This window comes from Gordonia sp. 852002-50816_SCH5313054-c, assembly GCF_001665925.1.
Classification (GTDB): domain Bacteria; phylum Actinomycetota; class Actinomycetes; order Mycobacteriales; family Mycobacteriaceae; genus Gordonia; species Gordonia jacobaea.
This window is the reverse complement of record NZ_LZTE01000075.1, coordinates 142815-163945: the sequence shown is the minus strand read 5'-3', so window position 1 is coordinate 163945 and position 21131 is coordinate 142815. Positions and strand designations below refer to the sequence as shown.

General features: G+C 65.7%; 18 protein-coding genes. 10 read left to right on the top strand and 8 right to left on the bottom strand.

The features are described 5' to 3' along the window. Positions 1–32 precede the first annotated feature (32 nt). Positions 33–917 (bottom strand): glycerophosphodiester phosphodiesterase, encoded by an 885-nt coding sequence (locus A5788_RS19735; protein WP_064866280.1) that lies wholly within the window; start codon positions 915–917, stop codon positions 33–35. 77 nt (positions 918–994) lie between these two features. Between A5788_RS19735 and A5788_RS19730 the strand changes: the two genes are divergently transcribed. Further along, on the top strand, positions 995–2098 hold the full coding sequence (locus tag A5788_RS19730) for an NAD(P)H-dependent amine dehydrogenase family protein (RefSeq protein WP_049697744.1): 1104 nt from the start codon (positions 995–997) through the stop codon (positions 2096–2098). 17 nt (positions 2099–2115) lie between these two features. On the opposite strand, the gene A5788_RS19725 is transcribed toward A5788_RS19730, so the two are convergent. Continuing rightward, positions 2116–3627 carry a glutamate--cysteine ligase gene (locus A5788_RS19725; RefSeq protein WP_049698046.1) on the bottom strand — a complete coding sequence of 504 codons (1512 nt, stop codon included), beginning with the start codon at positions 3625–3627 and terminating at the stop codon, positions 2116–2118. A 105-nt stretch (positions 3628–3732) separates the two neighbouring features. Here A5788_RS19725 and A5788_RS19720 point away from each other — a divergent pair, with 105 nt between their 5' ends. The 3 genes from A5788_RS19720 (at position 3733) to purM (ending at position 7124) form a co-directional block, all read left to right on the top strand. Next, the gene (locus tag A5788_RS19720; RefSeq protein WP_049697745.1) at positions 3733–4119 is read left to right on the top strand and encodes a sterol carrier family protein; all 387 of its coding nucleotides are present in this window, start codon (positions 3733–3735) and stop codon (positions 4117–4119) included. 153 nt (positions 4120–4272) lie between these two features. Continuing rightward, positions 4273–5856 (top strand): amidophosphoribosyltransferase, encoded by a 1584-nt coding sequence (gene purF, locus A5788_RS19715; RefSeq protein ID WP_005204188.1) that lies wholly within the window; start codon positions 4273–4275, stop codon positions 5854–5856. A gap of 143 nt (positions 5857–5999) precedes the next feature. Continuing rightward, positions 6000–7124 (top strand): phosphoribosylformylglycinamidine cyclo-ligase, encoded by a 1125-nt coding sequence (gene purM, locus A5788_RS19710; RefSeq protein ID WP_049698047.1) that lies wholly within the window; start codon positions 6000–6002, stop codon positions 7122–7124. Between the two features lie 100 nt (positions 7125–7224). Here purM and A5788_RS23620 read toward each other — a convergent pair whose 3' ends face one another. The 3 genes from A5788_RS23620 to ygfZ all read right to left on the bottom strand — a co-directional run bounded on the left by A5788_RS23620 (position 7225) and on the right by ygfZ (position 9356). Further along, positions 7225–7401, bottom strand: a complete 177-nt coding sequence (locus A5788_RS23620) for a DUF3073 domain-containing protein (protein WP_005204191.1) — start codon at positions 7399–7401, stop codon at positions 7225–7227. Positions 7402–7521: 120 nt separating this feature from the next. Then, on the bottom strand, positions 7522–8184 hold the full coding sequence (locus A5788_RS19705) for an MOSC domain-containing protein (RefSeq protein ID WP_049697746.1): 663 nt from the start codon (positions 8182–8184) through the stop codon (positions 7522–7524). Then, positions 8181–9356: a CAF17-like 4Fe-4S cluster assembly/insertion protein YgfZ gene (ygfZ, locus tag A5788_RS19700; RefSeq protein WP_049698048.1), complete on the bottom strand. Its 1176-nt coding sequence runs from the start codon at positions 9354–9356 to the stop codon at positions 8181–8183. The genes A5788_RS19705 and ygfZ overlap by 4 nt, the downstream gene beginning before the upstream one ends. Before the next feature lie 41 nt (positions 9357–9397). On the opposite strand from ygfZ, the gene A5788_RS19695 reads away from it, so the two are divergent. From A5788_RS19695 to cydC, 5 genes are all read left to right on the top strand, one after another. Beyond that, positions 9398–10276, top strand: coding sequence for an aminodeoxychorismate lyase (locus A5788_RS19695; RefSeq protein WP_049697747.1), 879 nt, complete (start codon positions 9398–9400; stop codon positions 10274–10276). Positions 10277–10506: 230 nt separating this feature from the next. After that, positions 10507–12093, top strand: coding sequence for a cytochrome ubiquinol oxidase subunit I (locus A5788_RS19690; protein WP_049697748.1), 1587 nt, complete (start codon positions 10507–10509; stop codon positions 12091–12093). Between the two features lie 12 nt (positions 12094–12105). After that, entirely contained in the window at positions 12106–13182 is a 1077-nt protein-coding gene (cydB, locus tag A5788_RS19685; protein WP_049698049.1) for a cytochrome d ubiquinol oxidase subunit II, read from the top strand. A gap of 5 nt (positions 13183–13187) precedes the next feature. Then, complete coding sequence (gene cydD / locus A5788_RS19680) at positions 13188–14918, top strand: thiol reductant ABC exporter subunit CydD (protein WP_197494558.1); 1731 nt, start codon at positions 13188–13190, stop codon at positions 14916–14918. Next, positions 14911–16692: a thiol reductant ABC exporter subunit CydC gene (gene cydC, locus A5788_RS19675; protein ID WP_049697749.1), complete on the top strand. Its 1782-nt coding sequence runs from the start codon at positions 14911–14913 to the stop codon at positions 16690–16692. The genes cydD and cydC overlap by 8 nt, the downstream gene beginning before the upstream one ends. 26 nt (positions 16693–16718) lie before the next feature. On the opposite strand, the gene A5788_RS19670 is transcribed toward cydC, so the two are convergent. Beyond that, positions 16719–18344 carry an HNH endonuclease signature motif containing protein gene (locus A5788_RS19670; RefSeq protein WP_064866257.1) on the bottom strand — a complete coding sequence of 542 codons (1626 nt, stop codon included), beginning with the start codon at positions 18342–18344 and terminating at the stop codon, positions 16719–16721. A 481-nt stretch (positions 18345–18825) separates the two neighbouring features. Here A5788_RS19670 and A5788_RS19665 point away from each other — a divergent pair, with 481 nt between their 5' ends. Beyond that, positions 18826–19272 carry a hypothetical protein gene (locus tag A5788_RS19665; RefSeq protein WP_049698052.1) on the top strand — a complete coding sequence of 149 codons (447 nt, stop codon included), beginning with the start codon at positions 18826–18828 and terminating at the stop codon, positions 19270–19272. A gap of 59 nt (positions 19273–19331) precedes the next feature. Here the strand turns inward: A5788_RS19665 and A5788_RS19660 are convergent, their stop codons facing one another. Then, positions 19332–19997 carry an FABP family protein gene (locus A5788_RS19660; RefSeq protein WP_064866255.1) on the bottom strand — a complete coding sequence of 222 codons (666 nt, stop codon included), beginning with the start codon at positions 19995–19997 and terminating at the stop codon, positions 19332–19334. A gap of 271 nt (positions 19998–20268) precedes the next feature. Then, positions 20269–21126 (bottom strand): alpha/beta fold hydrolase, encoded by an 858-nt coding sequence (locus A5788_RS19655; protein WP_049697751.1) that lies wholly within the window; start codon positions 21124–21126, stop codon positions 20269–20271. Positions 21127–21131 lie beyond the last annotated feature (5 nt).

Sequence of the window (21131 nt, the reverse complement as noted above, 5' to 3'; positions counted from 1 at the left end):
CCCACCGTTCGCCGCTGGTCCGACCCTCGGATCTACTCCGGCCGCTCGGATTCGGGCGCGTTCGCGAAGAGTTTCTCCGCGAAGAAGCCCTCCGGATCGTCGGTGGTGATCTGGTCGGCGCCACGTTCGACGAGCCGCGTGAACCTGGCCATCGACGACGCATCGGCGCGCGCGAGGGTGTAGACGTCGACCTCACGCTTCATCGCGTGGAATGCCGCGATCAGATCTGCGGCGCGGAGTACGAGTTCCTGGTCCAGATAGATGATTTCGGCGCGCGATGAGTCGCGGCAGGCGGTGAAGACGAAGCCGCGGAAATCCCCCGAGTGCAGTACACGGCCGATCGCGCCGCGGTGGCACGGGTCGTAGCCCACGTGGATGTCGGGCGCGGCGTCGCAGAGGGCGGTCACGGCGTCGGCGTCGCCGCACGAGAGGATCGCGTTGTCCGCGAAGGGTTCGACGGCCCGCGCGAAGATGCTGAGCGCCTCGTCGTCGAGGGCCGCTGCGTCTTCCTTGAAATCGAGTTGCAGCATTGCGTCGTCGGCTATCTCGATGCCGTCGAGCATGGTCGCGAGGTCTTCGAGGAGCACGACGCTGTCGTCCGTCGGGTCGCCGACATTGTCGGTCAACGTCAGTCCGCGCAGATACGCCGCAGAAGCGTGCGAGACGTCTCCGCGCCCCGTCGTCGAGTGCGCGAGGTCGCGATCGTGCAGCACCGCGAACCCACGCTCGGCATGGATGAGAAGGTCGACTTCGACGCTCGCACCGACCCGCATCGCCTCGACGATCCGCGATGCCGTGAACGGGGTGTCGGATGGTCGTCTCCGTGCCCGATGCCACTTGAGCCTGGTTCGACGGCCCGCGTGCGTGACCGCGATGGGTGGCGGGGCGGATGCGGCGGAGTATTCGGAGCTCGACATCGATGCCGACATTACGCCCGGCAGGGCATTGCCCGAATACCGTCCGCCGATGTGGAACGTGTTCTAGTTTGGTGGGCATGAGTCTGCGCGTGGTCGAGTGGTCGACCGGAACCGTCGGAAAGCATGCGATCGCCGGAATCGACGCCCACCCCGATCTGGAATTGGTCGGAGTGTGGGTATCCGATCCCGCGAAGGTCGGTCGAGATGCCGGTGAGTTGGCAGGCCTCGGGCGCGAACTCGGGGTCGTCGCGACGTCGGACGTCGACGAGCTGTTGGCTCTCGCTCCCGACTGCATCGTGCACACCGCGATGACAGACGATCGCGTCGTCGAGTCGATCAACGACCTGACCAGGTTTCTCGACGCGGGGATCAACGTGGTGTCGAGCGGGCCGGTCGTGCTGCAATTCCCGCACGGCATCCTGCCGGCGTCGATGGTCGAGCAGGTCGAGGCCGCGGCAGCCCGCGGAGGTGCAACGCTGCACGTCAACGGTATCGATCCGGGATTCGCCAACGACGTGCTGCCGCTGTCGATGACGAGCCTCGCGCAGCGTATCGACGAGGTCCGGTGCATGGAGATCGCCGACTACTCGACCTACTACCAACCCGTCGTTATGCGCGACCTGTTCGGATTCGGCCAACCGATGGACAGCACGCCGCTGCTGCTGACGCCGGGTGTGCTGTCGATGGCGTGGGGGAGTGTCGTCCGGCAGCTCGCGGCGGGCCTGGGCATCACGCTCGACGAACCGCTCGTCGAACGCGTCGAGCGGGTGGCTGCTGATCGTGACTACTCGACGGTGTCGGTCGAGATTCCGCAGGGCACGATGGCAGCACTGCGATTCGAGGTCGCGGGACAGGTCGACGGCACCGACCGGATCGTGCTCGAGCACGTCACTCGCACACATCCCGATCAGTGTCCGGAGTGGCCGAAGCCCGCGGAGGGTGACGGCTCGTACCGCATCGTCGTGTCCGGCGAACCGCAGATGCAGGTGGAGTTCACCCATCACGGGGAGAACGGCGATCACAACGTCTCGGGCATGATCGTGACGGCTATGCGTCTTGTCAACGCGGTTCCCGCTGTGGTCGCGGCGTCGGCCGGTCTTGCTACCGCGCTCGATCTGCCGCTCGTCACCGGGCGCGGACTCGTGGCGGGCCAGCCGAAGGCGGTCACAGTCGGCGCATAGCCGTAGTGGAAAAGCCTTCAGGAAAGCGGCCACGCGTGCACGGGTTCGCCCTCGTGCATCAACGTGACGTAGTCGGCGAGCATGCGGTGCAGCGCCGCGTCGCGACTCTCGCCCGCGGCCTCGCGTGCGGCCACCGCGCGACGTTGCCACACCGCTCCCGACTGGCGGGTGATGCAGCGCCCCTCGATCACGGACAGATACCGCGACCGCGCCTTGTCCGACACCCCGAACGAGCGAAGACCCGACTCGGCCAACGGCAGTAGGCGCCGAAGCGTGAGTTCGTCCGGGCGTATCCACCCGACGCTCGGCCAGTACAGCTGACTGTCGAAGCCCGACCGCGCGCCGGCGTGGAGGTTCTCCGCGGCGGCGTCGAACGACATCTGTGACCACAGGGGCAGATCCTGTTCGACGAGTCCGCGCACCACGCCGTAGTAGAAGGCCGCGTTGGCCATGGTGTCGACGACGGTCGGTCCTGCGGGCAACACCCTGTTCTCGACGCGCAGGTGTGCCTGGCCGTCGACGACGTCGTAGACGGGACGGTTCCAGCGGTAGACGGTTCCGTTGTGGAGCCGCAGTTCGTCGAGCGCCGGGATGCCTCCCGCGTCGAGTGTTGCGAGGGGATCCTCGTCGGACGACACGGGTAGCAGCGCGGGGAAGTAGCGGGTGTTCTCGTCGAAGAGGTCGAAGATGGTGTTGATCCAGCGCTCGCCGAACCACACCCGGGGCCGTACGCCCTGGTTCTTCAACTCGAGCGGTCGGGTGTCGGTTGCCTGCTCGAACACGGGGATGCGGCTCTCGTGCCACAGCGCGGTGTCGGCCAGGAACGGGGAATTGCCCGCCAAGGCGACCTGCACACCTGAAATCGCCTGTGCGGCATTCCAATGCGCAGCGAAGTCCTCAGGTGCGACCCGTAGATGTAGTTGCAGGGAGGTGCAGGCGGCCTCGGGGAGAATCGAATCCGTTGCGGTGTGCAGATGTTCGGCGTCGTGGTGCTCGTCGAGGGCGACCCCGGTGATGTCCAGCTCGATGTCCTCACCGCGTGCGTCGAAGATCTGTCGGTTCAACAGGTCGTAGCGCGGGTTGGCCGAAATCCAATGGTGTGCAAAGTGTTCGGCGCGCAGTGTGGGAAGCATGCCGATCATCACGAGATGGCTGTCGGTGGCTGCTGCCCGCTTCTCGGCCCGGTTGAGCGAGGTACGCAGAGCCTGCTCGAGAGAGATGGTGTCGTCAGTGGTGAAGGGGCGGGGCGAGACGTTGATCTCGATGTTGAACTGGCCGAGTTCGGTTTGGTAGTCGGGGTCGGCGATGGCGTCGAGGACCGCGGCGTTTGCCATCGCCGGATTCATCTCGGCGTCGACGAGGTTGAGCTCGACCTCCATGCCCAGCAGGGGTTCGGGGGGTGCGCCGTGATCGGTGAACAGTCCTTCGGAGAGCATGCGCGCGATCGCCTCGGTACCGCGCGAGACCTGGCGTCGGAAACGGACCCGGTCGGCTCCGGTGAACTTCTGATCGGGCACATCGGTTCCCATGCGGTCAATGGTGCCCGAACCGGGTGCTCGCGCACCGGCCATTCGGGTCAACACTGTCCGAGGGCACCGGGATCGGCGTCGACGCGGCGGGTGCATCATTGCGGGGTGCCTGCGCGAAAACCGATCGACCCCGCGGCCGCCCGCGCGGCGGTCCTCGCTGTCGCGCCCTGGTTGCGCGACGACACCCTGCCCGCACCCGGCCGAGCCGAACTCGCAGCTGCCGTGCGGCTGACCGCGCGCACCCTCGAAGACATCGCGCCGGGAAACTCCGTCGAGGTGCGGGTGCCTCCGTTCGTGGCGGTGCAGTGCATCGAGGGGCCGCGCCACACGCGAGGGACACCGCCCAACGTTGTCGAGACCGATCCGAGGTCGTGGCTGCTGCTGGCCGTCGGGGATGCCGATTTCGGCGACCTCGTCGCGCGCGGCGCGGTCGCCTCGTCGGGTAGCAGGGCCGACGAGGTGGCCACGTGGATGCCGCTCGTTCGGGTGTAGATGTGCGCGTGCGCTGGCTCACACGTGGAATAACCGCAGGTGCCACGCCGCTGCACAATTGGAAATCAGGAGCTACCGGCACGTAAACTTGCCGGTGGTTACCTTCGTCACGCGAAGCCCGTGCCGCCACGTTCAGCCCAGGGAGCCCGTCGTATGCCGGATCTTTCGATCACAAGCGCCAACCTGCTGGCTCCTACCCAGCATGCCTGTCCCGCACGGGACGCAATGGACGAACCCGAGAACGAGCCGCGCGAGGAGTGCGGCGTTTTTGGTGTCTGGGCACCAGGCGAAGACGTCGCCAAACTCAGCTACTACGGCCTGTACGCACTGCAGCACCGCGGCCAGGAAGCCGCGGGCATCGCGGTCGGCGACGGTTCGCAGGTCCTTGTCTTCAAGGATCTCGGTCTGGTCAGTCAGGTCTTCGACGAGCAGACGCTCGGCGCCATGGTCGGTCACGTCGCCATCGGCCACTGCCGCTATTCGACGACCGGCTCGACCACCTGGGAGAACTCGCAGCCGATCTTCCGCACCACAGACGCAGGCACCGGAGTTGCCCTGGGGCACAACGGAAACCTCGTCAACACGGCTGATCTGGCAAGTCGCGCCCGTGAGCTGGGAATCGCCAGCGGAGCCGCGACGTCGGATTCCGACATCGTCGGCGCGTTGCTGGCGCACGGCGCGGCCGACAGCAGCATCGAACAGGCCGCGATGGAACTCCTGCCGACGCTGCGCGGTGCGTTCTGCCTGACCTTCATGGACGAGCACACCCTGTACGCGGCTCGCGATCCACACGGTGTGCGACCGCTGTCGCTCGGCCGACTCGACAGGGGATGGGTCGTCGCATCCGAGACCGCGGCGCTCGACATCGTCGGCGCGTCGTTCGTCCGCGACATCGAACCCGGCGAACTGCTGGCCATCGACGCCGACGGTGTGCGCAGCACCCGCTTCGCAGAGCCGACGCCCCGCGGATGCGTCTTCGAGTACGTCTACCTCGCCCGTCCGGACAGCGTGATCCACGGACGGTCGGTGCATTCGACCCGCGTGGAGATCGGTCGGCGACTGGCCAGGGAGTTCCCTGCCGACGGCGACCTGGTGATCCCGGTGCCGGAGTCGGGTACGCCCGCGGCGGTCGGCTACGCCCAGGAATCGGGCATCCCCTACGGCCAGGGACTGATGAAGAACGCCTACGTCGGGCGCACGTTCATCCAGCCATCGCAGACCATTCGCCAACTCGGTATCCGCCTCAAGCTCAACCCGCTCAAGGAAGTGATCCGGGGCAAGCGGCTCGTCGTAGTCGACGATTCGATCGTCCGCGGCAACACCCAGCGCGCGCTGATCCGGATGCTGCGCGAAGCGGGCGCGGCCGAGATCCACGTACGCATCGCGTCGAGTCCGGTGCGGTGGCCCTGCTTCTACGGCATCGACTTCGCGTCGCCCGCGGAGTTGATCGCCAACGGCATGGAGTCCGAGGAGCACATGGTCGAGGGCGTGCGCCAGGCAATCGGTGCCGATTCGCTCGGCTACATCAGCATCGACGAGATGATCGCCGCGACCGACCAGCCGGCGTCGTCGCTGTGCGCGGCCTGCTTCGACGGCAACTATCCCATCGAACTCCCCAAGGAGACCTCGATGGGCAAGGCTGTCCTCGAGCAGATGCTCGCCAGCGCCGCAGGTGACGGCCGCGTCGATCCGCTGACAGTGCCGAACGACAACGCCAGCGCTGTCCTGCGGCCCTGAACTCATCCTCCTGCGACCGCGCTGCGGTGAACCTCACCCCGTGAGCCCCTCTGTGTGAACTGCTGCCTGTGGCGACTGCTTGCGCGCTCTCCGGTAGCGTGTGATCCGACCATCAGCGATTGCGAACAGGGGTGCGCGCCTACATGTCCGAGAAGGATTCGGTAGCCAACGAACCGAGTACGGGCGACTCGACGCCGACGGATGCCGGAGCGTCGTACGCGGCTGCTGGTGTCGACATCGACGCAGGTGAGCGCGCCGTCGAGCTGTTTGCTCCGCACGCAAAGCGCGCCACGCGACCCGAGGTGATGGGCGGACTGGGCGGGTTTGCCGGTTTGTTCGCACTCAAGGGCAACTACCGTGAGCCGGTCCTCGCTGCATCGAGCGACGGTGTGGGTACCAAACTCGCTGTCGCGCAGGCGGTCGGAAAGCACGACACCGTCGGACAAGACCTCGTCGCCATGTGCGTCGACGACCTCGTCGTGTGCGGTGCAGAGCCGCTGTTCCTGCAGGACTACATCGCCATCGGCAAGGTGATCCCGGAGGTCGTCGCAGAAATCGTCGCGGGCATCGCCGACGGCTGTGTGGCCGCCGGGTGTGCGCTGCTCGGCGGCGAGACGGCCGAGCACCCGGGACTGATGCTTCCCGATCATTACGACCTCTCGGCAACCGCTGTCGGGATCGTCGAGGCCGACGAACTGCTGTCGCCCGAACGTGTCCGCGCGGGCGACGTCGTGATCGCGATGGGGGCGTCGGGGCTGCACTCCAACGGATACTCACTCGCGCGCAAGGTGCTGCTCGAATGGGGCCATATGGATCTCAGTGGCCACGTGGAGGAGTTCGGGCGCACGCTGGGCGAGGAGCTCCTCGAACCGACCCGCATCTACGCGCGCGACTGCCTCGCACTGGCTGCGGAGACCGACGTGCGGATCTTCGCGCACATCACCGGCGGAGGACTCGCCGAGAACCTCTCACGCGTCATCCCCGACGGCCTGGTCGCCGAGCTCGAACGTGGAACCTGGACGCCCGCACCGATTTTCGCGCTCATCGCGCAGCGTGGCCGCGTCGAGCAGGCCGAGATGGAACGTACATTCAACATGGGTGTCGGGATGGTCGCCATCGTGGCGCCCGAGGACACCGACCGTGCGCTGGCAGTGCTGACCGCCCGCCACGTCGACAACTGGGTGCTCGGCTCGATCAAGCGTTCACCGGAACCGAAGAACCACGACGTCCCCAAGGTGACGGTCGTCGGAGAGCATCCCCGCTTCTAGAGCCTGGGAGTAAGCATCGTCGGTGATGCGCACGGGACTGCCGAGCGCATCACCGACGTGACTAAAAGGTCGTGCGGGTTACCGCAGGAGAAGGGACGCGTCAGGCGCGCTTCCACTCCTCCTCTTCGGCCCACTCGTCCACAGGATTCGGACGGTCCGCCGAATCGTCCGACCCCGACAGCTCGCGTTGCAAGCTGTCGAAGTCGGTGTGGGGAGTGGAGTACTTGAGCTGACGAGCAACCTTCGTCTGCTTTGCTTTCGCCCGGCCGCGGCCCATATGGGACCCCCTCGCACAATGACGGGGCGGCCAAACTAGTGGCGGCCCCGTTCTCTAGGTAGTGAATCTGTCGTGCTGACCAGTCTAGCGCGCCCAAACGGATTCTGTGGATTGCCCTGCCTATGCGCGAGCCAGCTTCTTGGTGGCTTCGCGGCGAACCTTGGGTGCGAGGTCGTCGTCGGCCAGCAACGCACGCAGTGAATCGCCGTCGGTCCCGGTGATCAGATGACGCACCCGCACACCGTGGTCGGGGCGGAAGACGACGCGGATGTCGTCGCCGGCGCCGACCGTGCCCGGGTGGAGAACCCGCAGGTAGGTGCCGACGTCTGTGCGGTCGAGGAACCGCTTGATCCACTGGGGTTCGTCAGCCCACGCGGCGAAGGTGCGGCACGGGATACGGGGAATCGTGGTTTCGAGGAGCAGCCCGTCGTCGCCGACGGCCCACTGTTCGCCGACCAGGGCGTCGGTCACGGGGAGGCCGGTGACCCGGAGGTTCTCGCCGAACCAGCCGTAAGGAAGTTCACGCCCGAGGGTCGTCGCCCACTCGTGTGCCTCCGCGTGGTCGTACGCGTAGACGGCCTGATCGAGTCCGCCGTGGTGTTTCTTGTCGCAGACGTGATCGGTGATGAGGCCTTCGTCGCCGACGGCCACCCTGCCCTGCTGGGGGCGTTTGTCGATCGCGCTCACTCCGACACGTCCCAGATCGACGTCGCGATCGGCGACGCAGACCGCCAGGACATGTCCGAGCAGTTCCTGCGGCTGATCGTTCGCCGATGCGCTCATCGGCCGCGCAGCTTGTCGATCGCGGCCCGTCCGGCCTGCACCCGGTCGTCGACCTTGATCGAGTCGGGATCGATGCGGGCGGGCAGTCCATCCCCGACCTCGAGCTCGACGTCGGGGCCGATTCCACTCTTGACCAGGGCCAGGGCGATCGGTCCGAGTTCGAAATGGTCGATGACGGTTCCGAGGCGTCCGACGGTGCGGCCGCCCGCGGTCACGGTGGCGCCCGGCTCGGGCTTGTCGTCGGCGCTGCCGTCGAGGTGTAGCAGGACGAGTCGTCGAGGTGGCTTGCCGAGATTGTGGACGCGTGCCACGGTCTCCTGGCCTCGATAGCAACCCTTGTCGAGATGGACGGCGCCGAACTCTTCCGGGCCGCCGATCCAGTTCAGCTCGTGGGGGATCGTTCGTTCGTCGGTGTCGATCCCGAGGCGGGGGTGCATGCCTGCGACGCGCAGCGCGTCGAATGCCCAGCTCCCGGCGGCACGTGCGCCGGCTTCGATCACGGTGTCCCACCAGCTCACGATCTGTGACTCGGGGACGACGAGGTCGACGACGGGCAGTACGCCTGATGCGTGCGGCCCCTCCGACAGCGGCGGCATGATGCGCCAGAAACCGAGCGGCTCTTCTTCGTGGTGGGCTTCGGGGAGGTCGCCCGCGGTGTACGGCGCGGCGTCGGGGTCGATGTCGAGGACTTCGGCGATCGGTCCGCGCAGCACGTCGGGGCCGATGAGGGTCAGCACCTTCATGTCGGGTCGGGCCGCGGGTGCGACGTCGGACCAGAAGATCATCTTGGTGAAGAAGTCGAGAAGCGGAGTTCCGCGATCGCCCTCGGTGTCGATCCAGGTGACCTCGTCGACGTCGGTGACGACGAAGTGGTCTTCGATGCGCCCGTTGATGTCGAGGGACAGCGACTCGGCGCTGAGTCGATCGGCGAGATGGCTCACATGCTGGCTGCTGATGTTGTGCAGCCAGGCGAGGCGATCGGAGCCGGGGACCTCGATCACCGCACGATCGGAGCGGTCGATGATGACGGCACCGCGCACGGCGGCTCGCTGTTCGCCGAGGGGATCGCCGTAATGCCACGCGAGCGTCGTCGACGAATCGTCTGCGGGAGAGTGCGGGTCAGCGACCGCGCCCTTGGTGGAATACCTGGTCAAGATCGGGGAGGGCGCCACCTCACTGATTCTACGCAGCGAACGCACTAGCCTCGTGGACTATGTCGCACTCGATCCTGATGACCCTCGACGGTGAGCGCCACGAGCCTGACGAACCGTTCCTGCACGCCGACGACCTCGCCGCGGTGCGTGGCGACGGCATCTTCGAGACGCTGCTCGTGCGCGGGGGCCGCGCGCGGTGCGTCGGACTGCACCTCGAGCGCCTCACGCGCAGTGCGGCGATGCTCGACCTCCCCGAGCCCGACGTCGACGCGTGGCGTGAGCTGATCGACGTCGCGGCCAAGCAGTGGACCGCCGATGCGCCACAGGGTGCCGAGGGCCTTGCGCGCCTGGTCTATTCGCGAGGCCGGGAGAGTGCGGGCGCGGACGGTCCGCCCACGGCGTATCTGACGGTGGGACCTGTCGCCGATCGGGTGACGGCGGTCCGACGCGACGGTGTCTCGGTTGTGACGCTCGACCGTGGCTATTCGATCGATGCAGCTGCGAGCTCGCCCTGGCAGCTCCTCGGAGCGAAGACGCTGAGTTATGCGACCAATATGGCGGCACTGCGCCACGCGACGGCACAGGGATTCGACGACGTCATCTACCTGAGCGCGGAGGGTGCGGTTCTCGAGGGTCCGCGTTCGACGGTCGTCGCCGTCTATGACAAGACGTTGGTCACGCCTCCCACCGAAGTCGGCATTCTTCCCGGGACCACGGCGAGGGCCACGTTCGCATTGGCCGAGAAGGAGGGCTGGCGCACCGAGACGCGAATTCTGCGGACCGCGGACCTGATTGCTGCGGATTCGTTTTGGCTCGTGAGTAGCGTCACGTTGGCGGCTCGGGTGACCGCACTTAATAGATACGTAACGCCCGTGGCGTCGAATACTGAGCAGTTCGCCGATTTGGTGGACCGTGCCATCTGCGATGACTCAGAATAGGCAGGTCGGCGGCTTTGCCTTGTTGATGTACTCGTCGAGACGCCGGCGACACTGTGAGACACGGCTCATAACTTCATCCTGACGACGGGACCTTTGGCTGCTTGTCCCCAGGATCGGCCCAGCGTAGCGTCGTCGACAACGAGCTACTACGTGGTGTCGTAGCAAGCTCGTGTTTTCGTACCAGGACGCGTCTCCCAGCCCGGGGGCGCGGCTATGAGATTCGAGACGCGATGAACGCTCTGGATTTGTCACGATGGCAGTTCGGAATCACGACTGTCTATCACTTCATTCTTGTTCCGCTGACCATCGGTCTTGCGCCGATGATCGCGATCATGCAAACGGTCTGGTACAAGACCGGGAATGAGCAGTGGCTGAGGGCCACGAAATTCTTCGGGAAGCTCTTCCTGATCAATTTCGCCCTCGGTGTCGCAACCGGCATCGTGCAGGAGTTTCAGTTCGGAATGAACTGGAGTGAATACAGCAGGTACGTCGCCGACGTCTTCGGTGCGCCGCTGGCACTCGAGGGGCTGATCGCCTTCTTCCTCGAATCGACGTTCCTCGGATTGTGGATCTTCGGCTGGAGTCGTTTGCCGCGGGCCATTCACCTCGCGACGATCTGGTTGGTCACGATCGGTGTGACCGCGTCGGCGTACTTCATCATCGCCGCGAACTCGTTCATGCAGCATCCTGTCGGCGTCGAGTGGAGCGACGAGCGGAATCGCCCCGCCATGAACAACTTCTGGGCTGTGATCACCAACAGCACGACTCTTGCCGCGTTCCCACACGTGATCGTGGGTGCGTGGTTGACCGCGGCAACCTTCGTCGCGGCCATCGGCGCGTGGTGGATGGCTCGAAACATGTGGCGCGCCAAGAAGTTGCGCGAGGCCATCAAGACCGGCGACACCTCCGACATGCCCAAGACCACGTCGCCCAGCCAGATCGACGCCACGCCAGAGGATCTGGAACGAGATGCACGACGTCTCTGGCGCCCGGTCACCCGGTTCGCGTGCTGGGTGGCGATCGTCTCGGGAGTACTGCTGATCATCACCGGCGACTACCAGGCGCAGATCATGTTCAAACAGCAGCCGATGAAGATGGCCGCCGCCGAATCACTGTGTGAGACACAGACGAATGCGGGCTTCTCCGTGCTCTCCATCGGTAGGCAGAACAACTGCGACAACATCGACCACGTGATCGAGATCCCCGGCATGTTGTCGTTCATGGCTACTCATCGCTTCAACCAGACCCTCCAGGGTGTCAACGAGTTGCAGCGGGAGTACACCGAGAAGCTGGCGGGCACTCCCGGCGTCCCACCGAATCAGAACTTCGCCCCGAACCTGTTCGTCACCTACTGGGGATTCCGCGCGATGATCACGTGGGCTCTCGGATCGGTCATCGTCGCGTTCGGCGGACTGTGGTTGACACGGAAGAAGAAGGTGATCAGCTCACGCAAATTCGGTTTGATTGCGCTGTGGATGATCCCAACTCCGTTCCTGGCCAACGCATCCGGTTGGATCTTCACCGAGATGGGACGCCAGCCGTGGGTGGTGGCGCCGAACTGGCAGGACAACCTCGACCCGACGCGAATACACATGCTGGTGCAGAACGGCGTCTCCAATCACACGGCCCCGATCGTCTGGGTGACGCTGATCGGCTTCACGCTCCTCTATGGCGCACTCGGCGTCGTCTGGTTCCTGTTGCAGCGCCGCTACATCATCGAGGGCCCCGGTCCACACGACGACGTCCCGCCGGTGCTCGACAACGATGTCACCGACCACGATGCCGATGGTCCCAAGCAACTGTCGTTCGCGTACTGAGGAGTGGGAGAGATGCTCGGAAACCTCTGGTTCATCATCGTCGCCATTCTGTTCGTCGGATACTTCGTCCTCGAAGGCTTCGACTTCGGTGTCGGCATGCTCATGCCGTTCCTGGGACGCAGTCATACCGGCGGCGACAGCAAGGTATCTGCTGACGACGACGCAGCCGACAACGACAAACGACGTCGCGTTCTGCTCAACACGATCGGGCCGGTGTGGGACGGCAACGAGGTCTGGCTGCTGACGGCGGGCGGCGCGCTGTTCGCCGCGTTCGGCGGGTGGTACGCGACCATGTTCTCGGCGCTGTACCTGCCGCTGTTCCTCATCCTGGTCGGCCTGATCGCCCGTGTCGTCTCGATCGAATGGCGCGGCAAGATTAACAATCCCAAGTGGCGGCAGTGGTGCGACATCGGTATCGGACTCGGCTCGTGGATTCCCGCCATTCTGTGGGGCGTCGCATTCGCCAATGTCGTTCGTGGTCTGCCGATCGACGAGGCGCATCAGTACACGGGCGGGTTCTTCAACCTTCTCAACCCCTACGGTCTCTTGGGTGGACTCACGACGCTGCTGGTGTTCCTCACCCACGGTGCGATCTTCCTCAGCCTCAAGACCGGTGGTGTGCTGGAAGAGGATTCGAAGAAGTACGCCAAGGTGCTCGCCATTCCGACGCTGGTCGTCGCGGCAGTCTTCCTGCTGTGGACTCAGTTCGCCTACGGCAACGGCTGGACGTGGATCCCGGTGTTGATCGCGGCCGTCGCAGCGGTTGTCATGGTGATCGCCACGCAGGCCGAGAGAGAGGGAATCGCGTTCACCGCCAACGCGATTGCCATCGCCGGTACGGTTGCCTCGCTCTTCGCGTGCCTGTTCCCGAATGTGCTGCCGTCGACGACCGATTCGGCGTTCAACCTGACCGTCGAGAACACGGCGTCGAGCGACTACACCCTCACGGTGATGACGATCGCCGCGGTGGTCGTCACCCCGATCGTGATCGCGTACCAGGCCTGGACGTACTGGGTGTTCCGCAAGCGGCTGTCGGTTGACCAGATCCCAGAGTCGATCGGGTTGTCGTCGCTGAAGGCGTGGGAGTAAGCCCGGTGGGCGCCCCGGCAGACAGCCGGGGTGGCCCAGCGGCCTCGGGCGCACAGCGTCGTGGGGGTCCGCCTCTCGATCCTCGCCTGCTCAAATATTCGCCGACGACCCGCCGCTACGTTGCGGTGACCGCGATCTCGGCGTCGATCACCACCGTCGCGATGCTCGTCGCCGCGGCGATGACGGCGTCGATCCTGTCGGAGATCATCGTCGATCCGGCGCGCAGGTCGATCTCGGCGCAATCGACGCATCTGTGGATCCTGGCCTGCGCGTTGGCGGTTCGCGTGATCATGTCGTACGCGCATGACCGGTATGCGCACCGCGCGTCGGCGTCGACCATTGCCGAGCTGCGCGCGCGTGCACTGCGTGTGTTGACCGATCCCGACCGCACCCCGACGCGAGAGTTGGTGCGGCGCAGGGAGCATGCGACGACGGTCTTGCTGCGCGGACTCGACGCCCTGGGGCCGTACCTGTCGGGCTACGTCCCGGCATTGATTGTGACCGTGCTGGTGACCCCGACCGTCGTGGTCGTGATCGCACTTGCCGATTGGCCGTCGGCGTTGATCATCATCATCACGTTGCCGCTCATTCCGTTGTTCATGATCCTCATCGGACTGATGACGCGGGATCGAACCGAGCGCAAGCTCAAGACGATGAGCACGTTGAATTCGCAAGTGCTCGACCTGATCGCGGGTCTGCCCACGTTGCGTGCGCTCAATCGTGCGCAGGCGCCCGCGGCGCGGGTTGCCGAGTTGGGGCGAGAACACAAGCGCAGCACCATGTCCGGGCTGCGGGTGGCGTTTCTCTCCGGTGGTGTTCTCGAGTTCTTGGCGACGCTGTGTGTCGCTCTGGTCGCGGTTGGCATCGGATTGCGGCTGGTGTTCGGCGATATGAGCCTCTACGCCGGTGTCTTCGCGCTCATCCTCGCGCCCGAGGCGTATCTGCCCCTACGCCAAGTGGGTGCGCAGTTCCACAACTCGGCCGACGGGGTCGCCGCGGCGGACGAGGTGCTCGAGCTGATCGATTCCGGCGATGTCACGGCACCGTCGACCTCTCGCCGGACGCGCACGTGCACTGTTGCGGGAGAACCGATCCGGCTTCTCGACGTCGGCGTCCACGGGCGTGATGGCTGGGCGCCCTACGGTCTGACCACCACCGTGGAACCCGGACAGTTCACGTTGTTCACCGGTCCTAACGGTGCGGGTAAGTCGACGGCCGTCGCGACGATGCTGGGCCTGATCGCACCCGACGACGGATCGGTGCTTGTCGGTTCGATCCCGGTCGCAGAACTCGAACCGACCGCGTACCACGAGCAGGTCATCTGGCTGCCCCAGCAGCCGGTCATCGTGCCCGGCACGGTCGCCGAGAATCTCGCGCTGTTCGGGCAGGTGCCGCCCGAATCATTCGAGACGGCTGCCGCGGCAACAGGATTCGACGTCGTCGTGGACTCCTTGCCGAACGGGCTCGACACCGAACTCGGGGCTGGTGGTGTCGGTCTGTCGGCCGGCCAGCGTCAACGACTGGCGTTGACACGTGCTTTGGCGTCGCCGGCGCCGCTGCTGTTGCTCGACGAACCGACAGCACACCTCGACGCGGCGTCGGAGGCATCGGTGCTCGGTGCGCTCGCTCGTCGCGCGTGGGCGGGCGACACCGTGGTCGTCGTCGCGCATCGTCCGGTTGCTCGTGCCTATGCCGACAGCATCGTCGAGTTTCCGGAGGTGATCGGCGTTGGCTGACAACAGGACCGGGTGGCGCAGCGATCCGCTTGTCCGTGCGCTGGGTTTCCTGGATCTGAAGTGGAAGCCGGTTGCGCGGTCGCTTCTGCTCGGAGTCGCCGGTGCGCTGTCGGCGTTGGGCTTGGCCGCACTGTCTGCGTGGCTGATCACGCGTGCCTGGCAGATGCCGCCTGTGTTGTTTCTGTCGGTCGCGATCACCGCGGTACGCGCACTGGGTATTTCGCGTGGTCTGTTCCGCTACCTGGAACGGCTGGCGACACACGATCTGGCGCTCGGCGGCATGGCGACGGCGCGGGAACGTCTCTACCTCGCGCTGGCCACCGGCTCGCCCGCGTACTCGGTCACGTTGCGGCGTGGTGATCTGCTCACCCGGACCGGCGACGACATCGACGAATTGGGTAACGCCCTGATCCGTGGGCTGATCCCGATCGGCGTCGGATTCACCACGTCGCTCGCGGCGATCATCATCATGGCGTTCGTATCCGGTTGGGCCGCAGTCGTGTTGGCGGTGGCGCTCATCGTCAGCGGAGTCGTGGCGCCGTGGCTCGCAGCGCGTGGGTCGGCGCGGGCCATCGCCGACAGTGCCGCCGCAACTACACGGGCTGCCGACACCGCGTCCACCGCACTCTGGCATGCGCCGGAACTCATCGTCGGGCGGCGTCGTGACGCGGTGTTGGCCGACGCCCGTGCCGCGGACGAGGATGCCATCGCTGCTGCCGATCGTGGTGTCCGGGTGCAATCACTCGCAGCAGCGGCCACACCGCTTGCGCTGGGGGTGTCGCTGCTGGCTGGCTGCCTGATCGGTATCCACCTGGCGTCGTCGACGTCCGGTTCCCTCGCCGACGTCGCGAGCGGCCACGGACTGACCCCGATGATCCTCGGCGTGCTGATTCTGTTGCCGCTCTCCGCATTCGAATCGACGGCACCGCTGACCGAGGCGGGCATCCAACTGGAGCGCAGCCGCCAGAGCGCGGCGCGTGTGATGGCGCTGGTCGACGGTGCCCGCGCTGAAGGTGCCGACGTCGACCGTGCTCACGTGGACGTTACGGGGGACGCTGCCGACGACATCGACGTGCCGGTACACGTTGGGCCGGTGACGATGCAGCTCGATCAGCTGAGGTGGGGGTGGCCCGCCACGTCCGACGCCACACCGCCGACGCTCGGCCCTGAACAGGGCATCTCCCAGGTGCTGCCGCCGGGATCGCGACTTGCCGTTGTCGGGCCGAGCGGCATCGGGAAGTCGACGCTCCTGCTGACCATCGCCGGTCTGCTCGAGCCGCGTGCCGGTTCGGTGAGTGCCACCGATCAGGACGGTACTCCTGTCGCATTGCGCTCGGCCGCATGCTATTTCGCCGAGGAGGCTCACATCTTCTCGACGACGCTCGGTGAGAACCTGCGCGTGGCGCGCGGCGACGTGACCGACGACGAGATGCGCGCGGCGCTGGGCGCCGTCGGACTCGGTGAGTGGGTGGCCGGTCTACCCGATGGCCTCGACACGGTACTGACCGGTGGGGCGGAGGCGATCAGCGGTGGGCAGCGTCGTCGACTATTGCTTGCCCGCGCACTGCTGCACCGGGCACCGGTGGTGCTGCTCGACGAGCCGACCGAACACCTCGACGCCGCAGACGCCGAGCAGTTGCTCGCCCGACTGCTGACGCCGGTGGGGGGCATGTTCGGACCCGATCGCACTGTGGTGGTCGTGACGCATCAGCCGCCGCGCGCGGAGTCTGCTGACTTCGTGCGGATCGAATGGGAACCGGTCGGCTCCCAGTAGGTTGGCAATTCTCGGTAGGCGATTGCTCAGTAGGGCGGCGGGTTCTCGTCGTTCCAGCGCTTTTCGGCACGTTCGAGTCGACGACGTTTGGCGTCGTGTGCGGCGTTGATTCGTCGATTGGCCGGGTGATCGGGTGGTTTCAGCCTGCGCAGGCCTCGGAAGAGGTTGAAGCCGGTGAACGCATTGCCGACGAAGGTGTGCCCGGTGGGGGAGACGAACAGAGTTGTCCCCATCACGGTCTGCAGGTCGCGCCAGTTGCCGAAGGTCTTGATCCTGTGGTGAAACCTGCACAGCGGCTTGAGGTTTGCCGCTACGGTGGCGCCTCCAGCCTGCGGATTGCTGCGGTTGAAAGCCTCGCCGTGGTCGACGTCGGCGCGCCACACCGGGTTGCTGCACCCGGGGAATGTGCAGCACAGCTCACCCGAGCGGATCAGCGCGTCGAGCTTCTTGCTCGGCGTGTACCGCAGTGCCGATGAGGCGGCACGCTCGTTGATCGTCGCGGGGTCGAGGAAGTCGATCCCGGCATCCGTGAGTAGTTTTCGAATCGTCTCCGCATCGACGACGCCATGTCCGTCGATGAATCCCGGCTTGTCGTCGTCGCCATTGATGGTCGACTCGTTGACGACGACGTGGATGATCGCCCTCGGCGACGGCGGAATCATCTGTGCCGGTGCGGCGGCTTGGTCGGGCAGGTCGTCGGTTGGTTCGCTTACCGCCTCCGAGAGGTCGTCAGACAGCGCGCAGGCCTCGCACCTACACGTGAGGTGGCTCTCGCCGTGCGCGAAGGCGGTCAGGGCGTCGGCTCGACGTTGTGCGTGAGTGCGCGGGTCGGCGTCGTGAACAGCACGGGCCATCGCGTTGAGCCGAGCGTCGATCATGACACCGGACTCGATGGGAAGCGTCCCGCTGATACGGGACTGTCCCGGCTGGTGCCGGTCGGGCCGTACCTGCACGTCGCGGTCGTGTTCGACGAGCTCGCGCTGCCGTTTGACCGCGGGAGGGTCGAGTTGTGCGACGACGCTGTCGACGAGTGCCTTGAGGCGAGTCGTCGACATTTTGTTGCGCGCCAGCAGTGCCGAGGCGATTCGGGCGTCGACGTCGGCGATGGTGTCGGGTCCGCAAAGGGCGGTGCGCGAAAGGACGATGAGGAATTGGGACAAGTCGAGACGTCCGCACGCCAGTACCGAGCCGGTGAGCGGTAGGCGATAGCGGACGGCATGCCCCGCGGTAATCAGCTCACGCGCCTTGGCGGGCGAGACCGAGAGGACCGCGCCGACGTCGGCGATGGTGCGCTCGAGTCCGTCCGGGCCGAACCGGGCGCGCGGATTACCGCCGGATCTGGCCAGCGTCGCCAGCGCGTGCAGATCCTCCGGGGAATCAGCGGGGCCGGGGTGCGCTTCGCCGATCTCTGAGCCGTAGTCTTCCTCGTGCTCTTCGTGAATCAGGCTGATAGCCTGCAGCATTCGATAATCGGCGCTGGCGCGAACGGACGCGCAATGCGCGATGATCTCGACCAGGTCGGTCTTCGACAGTTCTTCGTCCTCGCACATCTGCTCGACGATCGGCGGCATCGTCGGCGCGCCAAAGCGCTCGGGATCCGACGACGCGCCGGGCGCGCCCGCGCCGGCGTCGAGAGTGGTTTCCAAGGACATGAACCAAACATACATTCGAGGTCTGACAAGAATTCTGAACGCAGATCCGACCTCGGCATACGCAGCGAAAAATGCGTTGCGGGCATGTTGTTGCGGGCGTACTTTCGGTCGTACACGAGAAAGGAGGTGGTCTGAAGTTGTATGACATACGGACACGTGAGGTGGCCATCCGCTAACGGCGGACCGCCTGTGACTTAAGCAGTTTCGCCCGTTGGCGAATACCAGATGGTCACCCGACCCCCGCATCCGGCCGTCCGGCCGATGTGCCCGTGCATGACGGGTGATGCGGGGGTCGTTCCATGTCTCGGGCTGTTCCGTGTCTGGGTTCTTTCGCGGCCTGAGGTAGTGCGGCAGCCTCGGCCTGTCGGGCAATTCCGACAACGAGTAGTGCATTACGCATGCGGCCGCCGAGTCCGGGGAGTGAACTTCGTGTCAGTAGCACACCCGTTACCCGTGATTCGTGACAGCCAGGAGGCCGATGATGAGAACAACCAGCGCGGTCAGATCTCTCCACGCGCGCATGCACGAGTCGTCGAATCGCACTGCCGCGGTGCGCAGCCGCTATCTCACCACCGAGGATCCGGAGTGGACCAACGACGGGCCGACCAATTGGATCATCGGGACGGTGGAGAACCTCGGCTACAGCCGACTCGGTATCGCAGGTGCCGCATCTGGCCACCTTGTCTTGCACAATGACGGCCTCGCCGACCTGGCGATCCTCTCCGCCCCCGGCGTCTGCGGGACCGCCGATGCGCTATTCACCTATTTGCCGCGCGGCACGTCGCGCATCCTGCCCGACACCGAGTTCCACATCCTGCAGGGTGAGCGTCGAGGCGGGCGCCCGGTGCTGGTGGGAGAGATCATCGACGACGGCCCGCTCGCGCTCCAGTTCTTCTTCGACGGCCCGCCGCCGCAACTGCGTGGGTGATCAGGCAGCCAATTCGACGATCAGCTGGCAGCCGCGGCACAGCTCGCGGGGTGCGCTGACTATCCGACGAAACGACGCAGCTTCGCGGACAGGCGCGGCGTGAGGTCGCCGTCGGAGTCGACGCGCTCTTCGACGTAGGCGAGGTCGCCGTCGGGAACGATGCCGTAGAGGCGCTTGGCGTTGCCGGCGGGGGCGCTGGTCTCCGAGCGCACGACGGCGTCGGTGGTGAGATTCCACGACGTCTGATTCAGCGGCCGACCGTAGAACAGCTCGACCCATCCCACGGCATGGGCGAGGAGAAGTTCGATGGAGTCGTCCTCGGTGATCCGCCAATAGCCGGTCTCACGCTGGTCGGGACGCAGGAAGTTGGCGTCCTCGTCGATGACCCAGGAGCGCGACTCCCAGTTCAGGAAGTTCTGCCCGTCATGACTGACGACGATCTGCTGTGCGAAGTGGTAGTCGGTGTGGGTGACGGGATCGTGTCCCTCGCCCTCGCCACGCCACACTCCCACGAGCGGTAGTAGCGCGAGAAGTCCCTGGTGGAGGTCCGCACCGAGCCGCAGGTTGGCGGTATCGGCCTTCAGCGGCAGATCGTCCCACGCGGGTACGTTGCGTTCGCGGCTGCCTGACTCGGCAGCGCGCGAATCGGCCTGGCTGATCGCCTCGTCGCCTGATCTACGGGCGGCGACGGCGTCGTCGGGCTGTGCGTCCTCCGGGGAGGTCACGATTCGTCTGTGACCAGTCGGTAGAGCACGTACAGCGCAAACCAGGTGATCAGGACGGCCGCGAGGACCAGCAAGATTTCGAAGAAGATGACCACGGTTAGATTCTAACTCCGATGCGCGGGCGGTAGTTCACTGAGGTCGACCACACTCGGCTGTGTCGCTTGGCGCCCGCGCCGTCGAGTCGGATCACTGTGCCGTGCCGCGTCCGCCCTGGGCCGCAGACGGTGTTGATGGTGGGTCGGCTCCGACCATGGCCCACGCGGCGACGGCGCTATGGGGCCGGTTGCCGCGCAAGCCATGCGCGAACGGCCGCCGTCACCGCAGAAGGGTCTTCGACGGGCGTGAGGTGTCCGACGTCGTCGAGCACGACGACCCCCGGGTGATCTGGGAATCTGGACTGGAGTTCATAGGCCTGCCCGAGCGGTATCCACGGATCATCCCGACCCCAGCCGATACGAACCGGGCTGCGTGTGGCTTCCAGTCGATTTGCCACTGGGCGGGTGTCCGCTGCGCTGAGTGCTGTGATCTGCCGGTAGAACGCCGCCTGTCCGACGGGGCCGAGCCACTGGGAGGCGAGCGCCTCGACGTCTTCGTCGGGTAACGGCCGAAAGGCTGCTGCGGCAATGTATTCCTTGACCAGTGCCGCATGTAGATGTGCTGGGAGCTGCTCGAAGACATGTGCGTTCTCGGCAACCAGCCGGAAGAAGGGCGACCCCCACGGGTCCAGGGTGACGACGTCCCAGAGGAACACGTCTGCGTACTCGACGCCGTTGAGCAGATGTGCGCGGAGTGCGACGGCGCCTCCGATGTCGTGCGCAATGACATGTGGCCGCTGCAATCCCCACAACTCGATGAGCGAGCCCAGTCGTACGGCTTGCGCGGCCAAGTCGGTCGTGACTGCCGCGCTCTTCTCCGACTCGCCATAGCCGGGCATGTCCCAGAGAAAAACTCGGTAGTCGCGACTCAAGTCGGTGGCAACACTGGTCCAGACCTGAGACGACCATGGCGTGCCGTGGCACAGCACGATGTCGCCCGCCGAGGCCGTTGGGGGCTCGAGAATCCTTGTCGCGATAGAGGTTTCGTCCACGGTGATGATCGAAGCGGTTGGCAGCGGATCGTGTGTCATCATGGCGA

Coding starts and splice junctions, on each gene's coding strand:
- A5788_RS19695 (WP_049697747.1), top strand. CDS start 9,398: ATGTCGCACTCGATCCTGATGACCCTCGACGGTGAGCGCCACGAGCCT.
- A5788_RS19705 (WP_049697746.1), bottom strand. CDS start 8,184: ATGAGCGCATCGGCGAACGATCAGCCGCAGGAACTGCTCGGACATGTC.
- purM (WP_049698047.1), top strand. CDS start 6,000: ATGTCCGAGAAGGATTCGGTAGCCAACGAACCGAGTACGGGCGACTCG.
- A5788_RS19730 (WP_049697744.1), top strand. CDS start 995: ATGAGTCTGCGCGTGGTCGAGTGGTCGACCGGAACCGTCGGAAAGCAT.
- A5788_RS19665 (WP_049698052.1), top strand. CDS start 18,826: ATGAGAACAACCAGCGCGGTCAGATCTCTCCACGCGCGCATGCACGAG.
- A5788_RS19670 (WP_064866257.1), bottom strand. CDS start 18,344: ATGTCCTTGGAAACCACTCTCGACGCCGGCGCGGGCGCGCCCGGCGCG.
- A5788_RS19655 (WP_049697751.1), bottom strand. CDS start 21,126: ATGATGACACACGATCCGCTGCCAACCGCTTCGATCATCACCGTGGAC.
- A5788_RS23620 (WP_005204191.1), bottom strand. CDS start 7,401: ATGGGCCGCGGCCGGGCGAAAGCAAAGCAGACGAAGGTTGCTCGTCAG.
- cydB (WP_049698049.1), top strand. CDS start 12,106: ATGCTCGGAAACCTCTGGTTCATCATCGTCGCCATTCTGTTCGTCGGA.
- A5788_RS19725 (WP_049698046.1), bottom strand. CDS start 3,627: ATGGGAACCGATGTGCCCGATCAGAAGTTCACCGGAGCCGACCGGGTC.
- purF (WP_005204188.1), top strand. CDS start 4,273: ATGCCGGATCTTTCGATCACAAGCGCCAACCTGCTGGCTCCTACCCAG.
- A5788_RS19690 (WP_049697748.1), top strand. CDS start 10,507: ATGAACGCTCTGGATTTGTCACGATGGCAGTTCGGAATCACGACTGTC.
- A5788_RS19735 (WP_064866280.1), bottom strand. CDS start 917: ATGTCGAGCTCCGAATACTCCGCCGCATCCGCCCCGCCACCCATCGCG.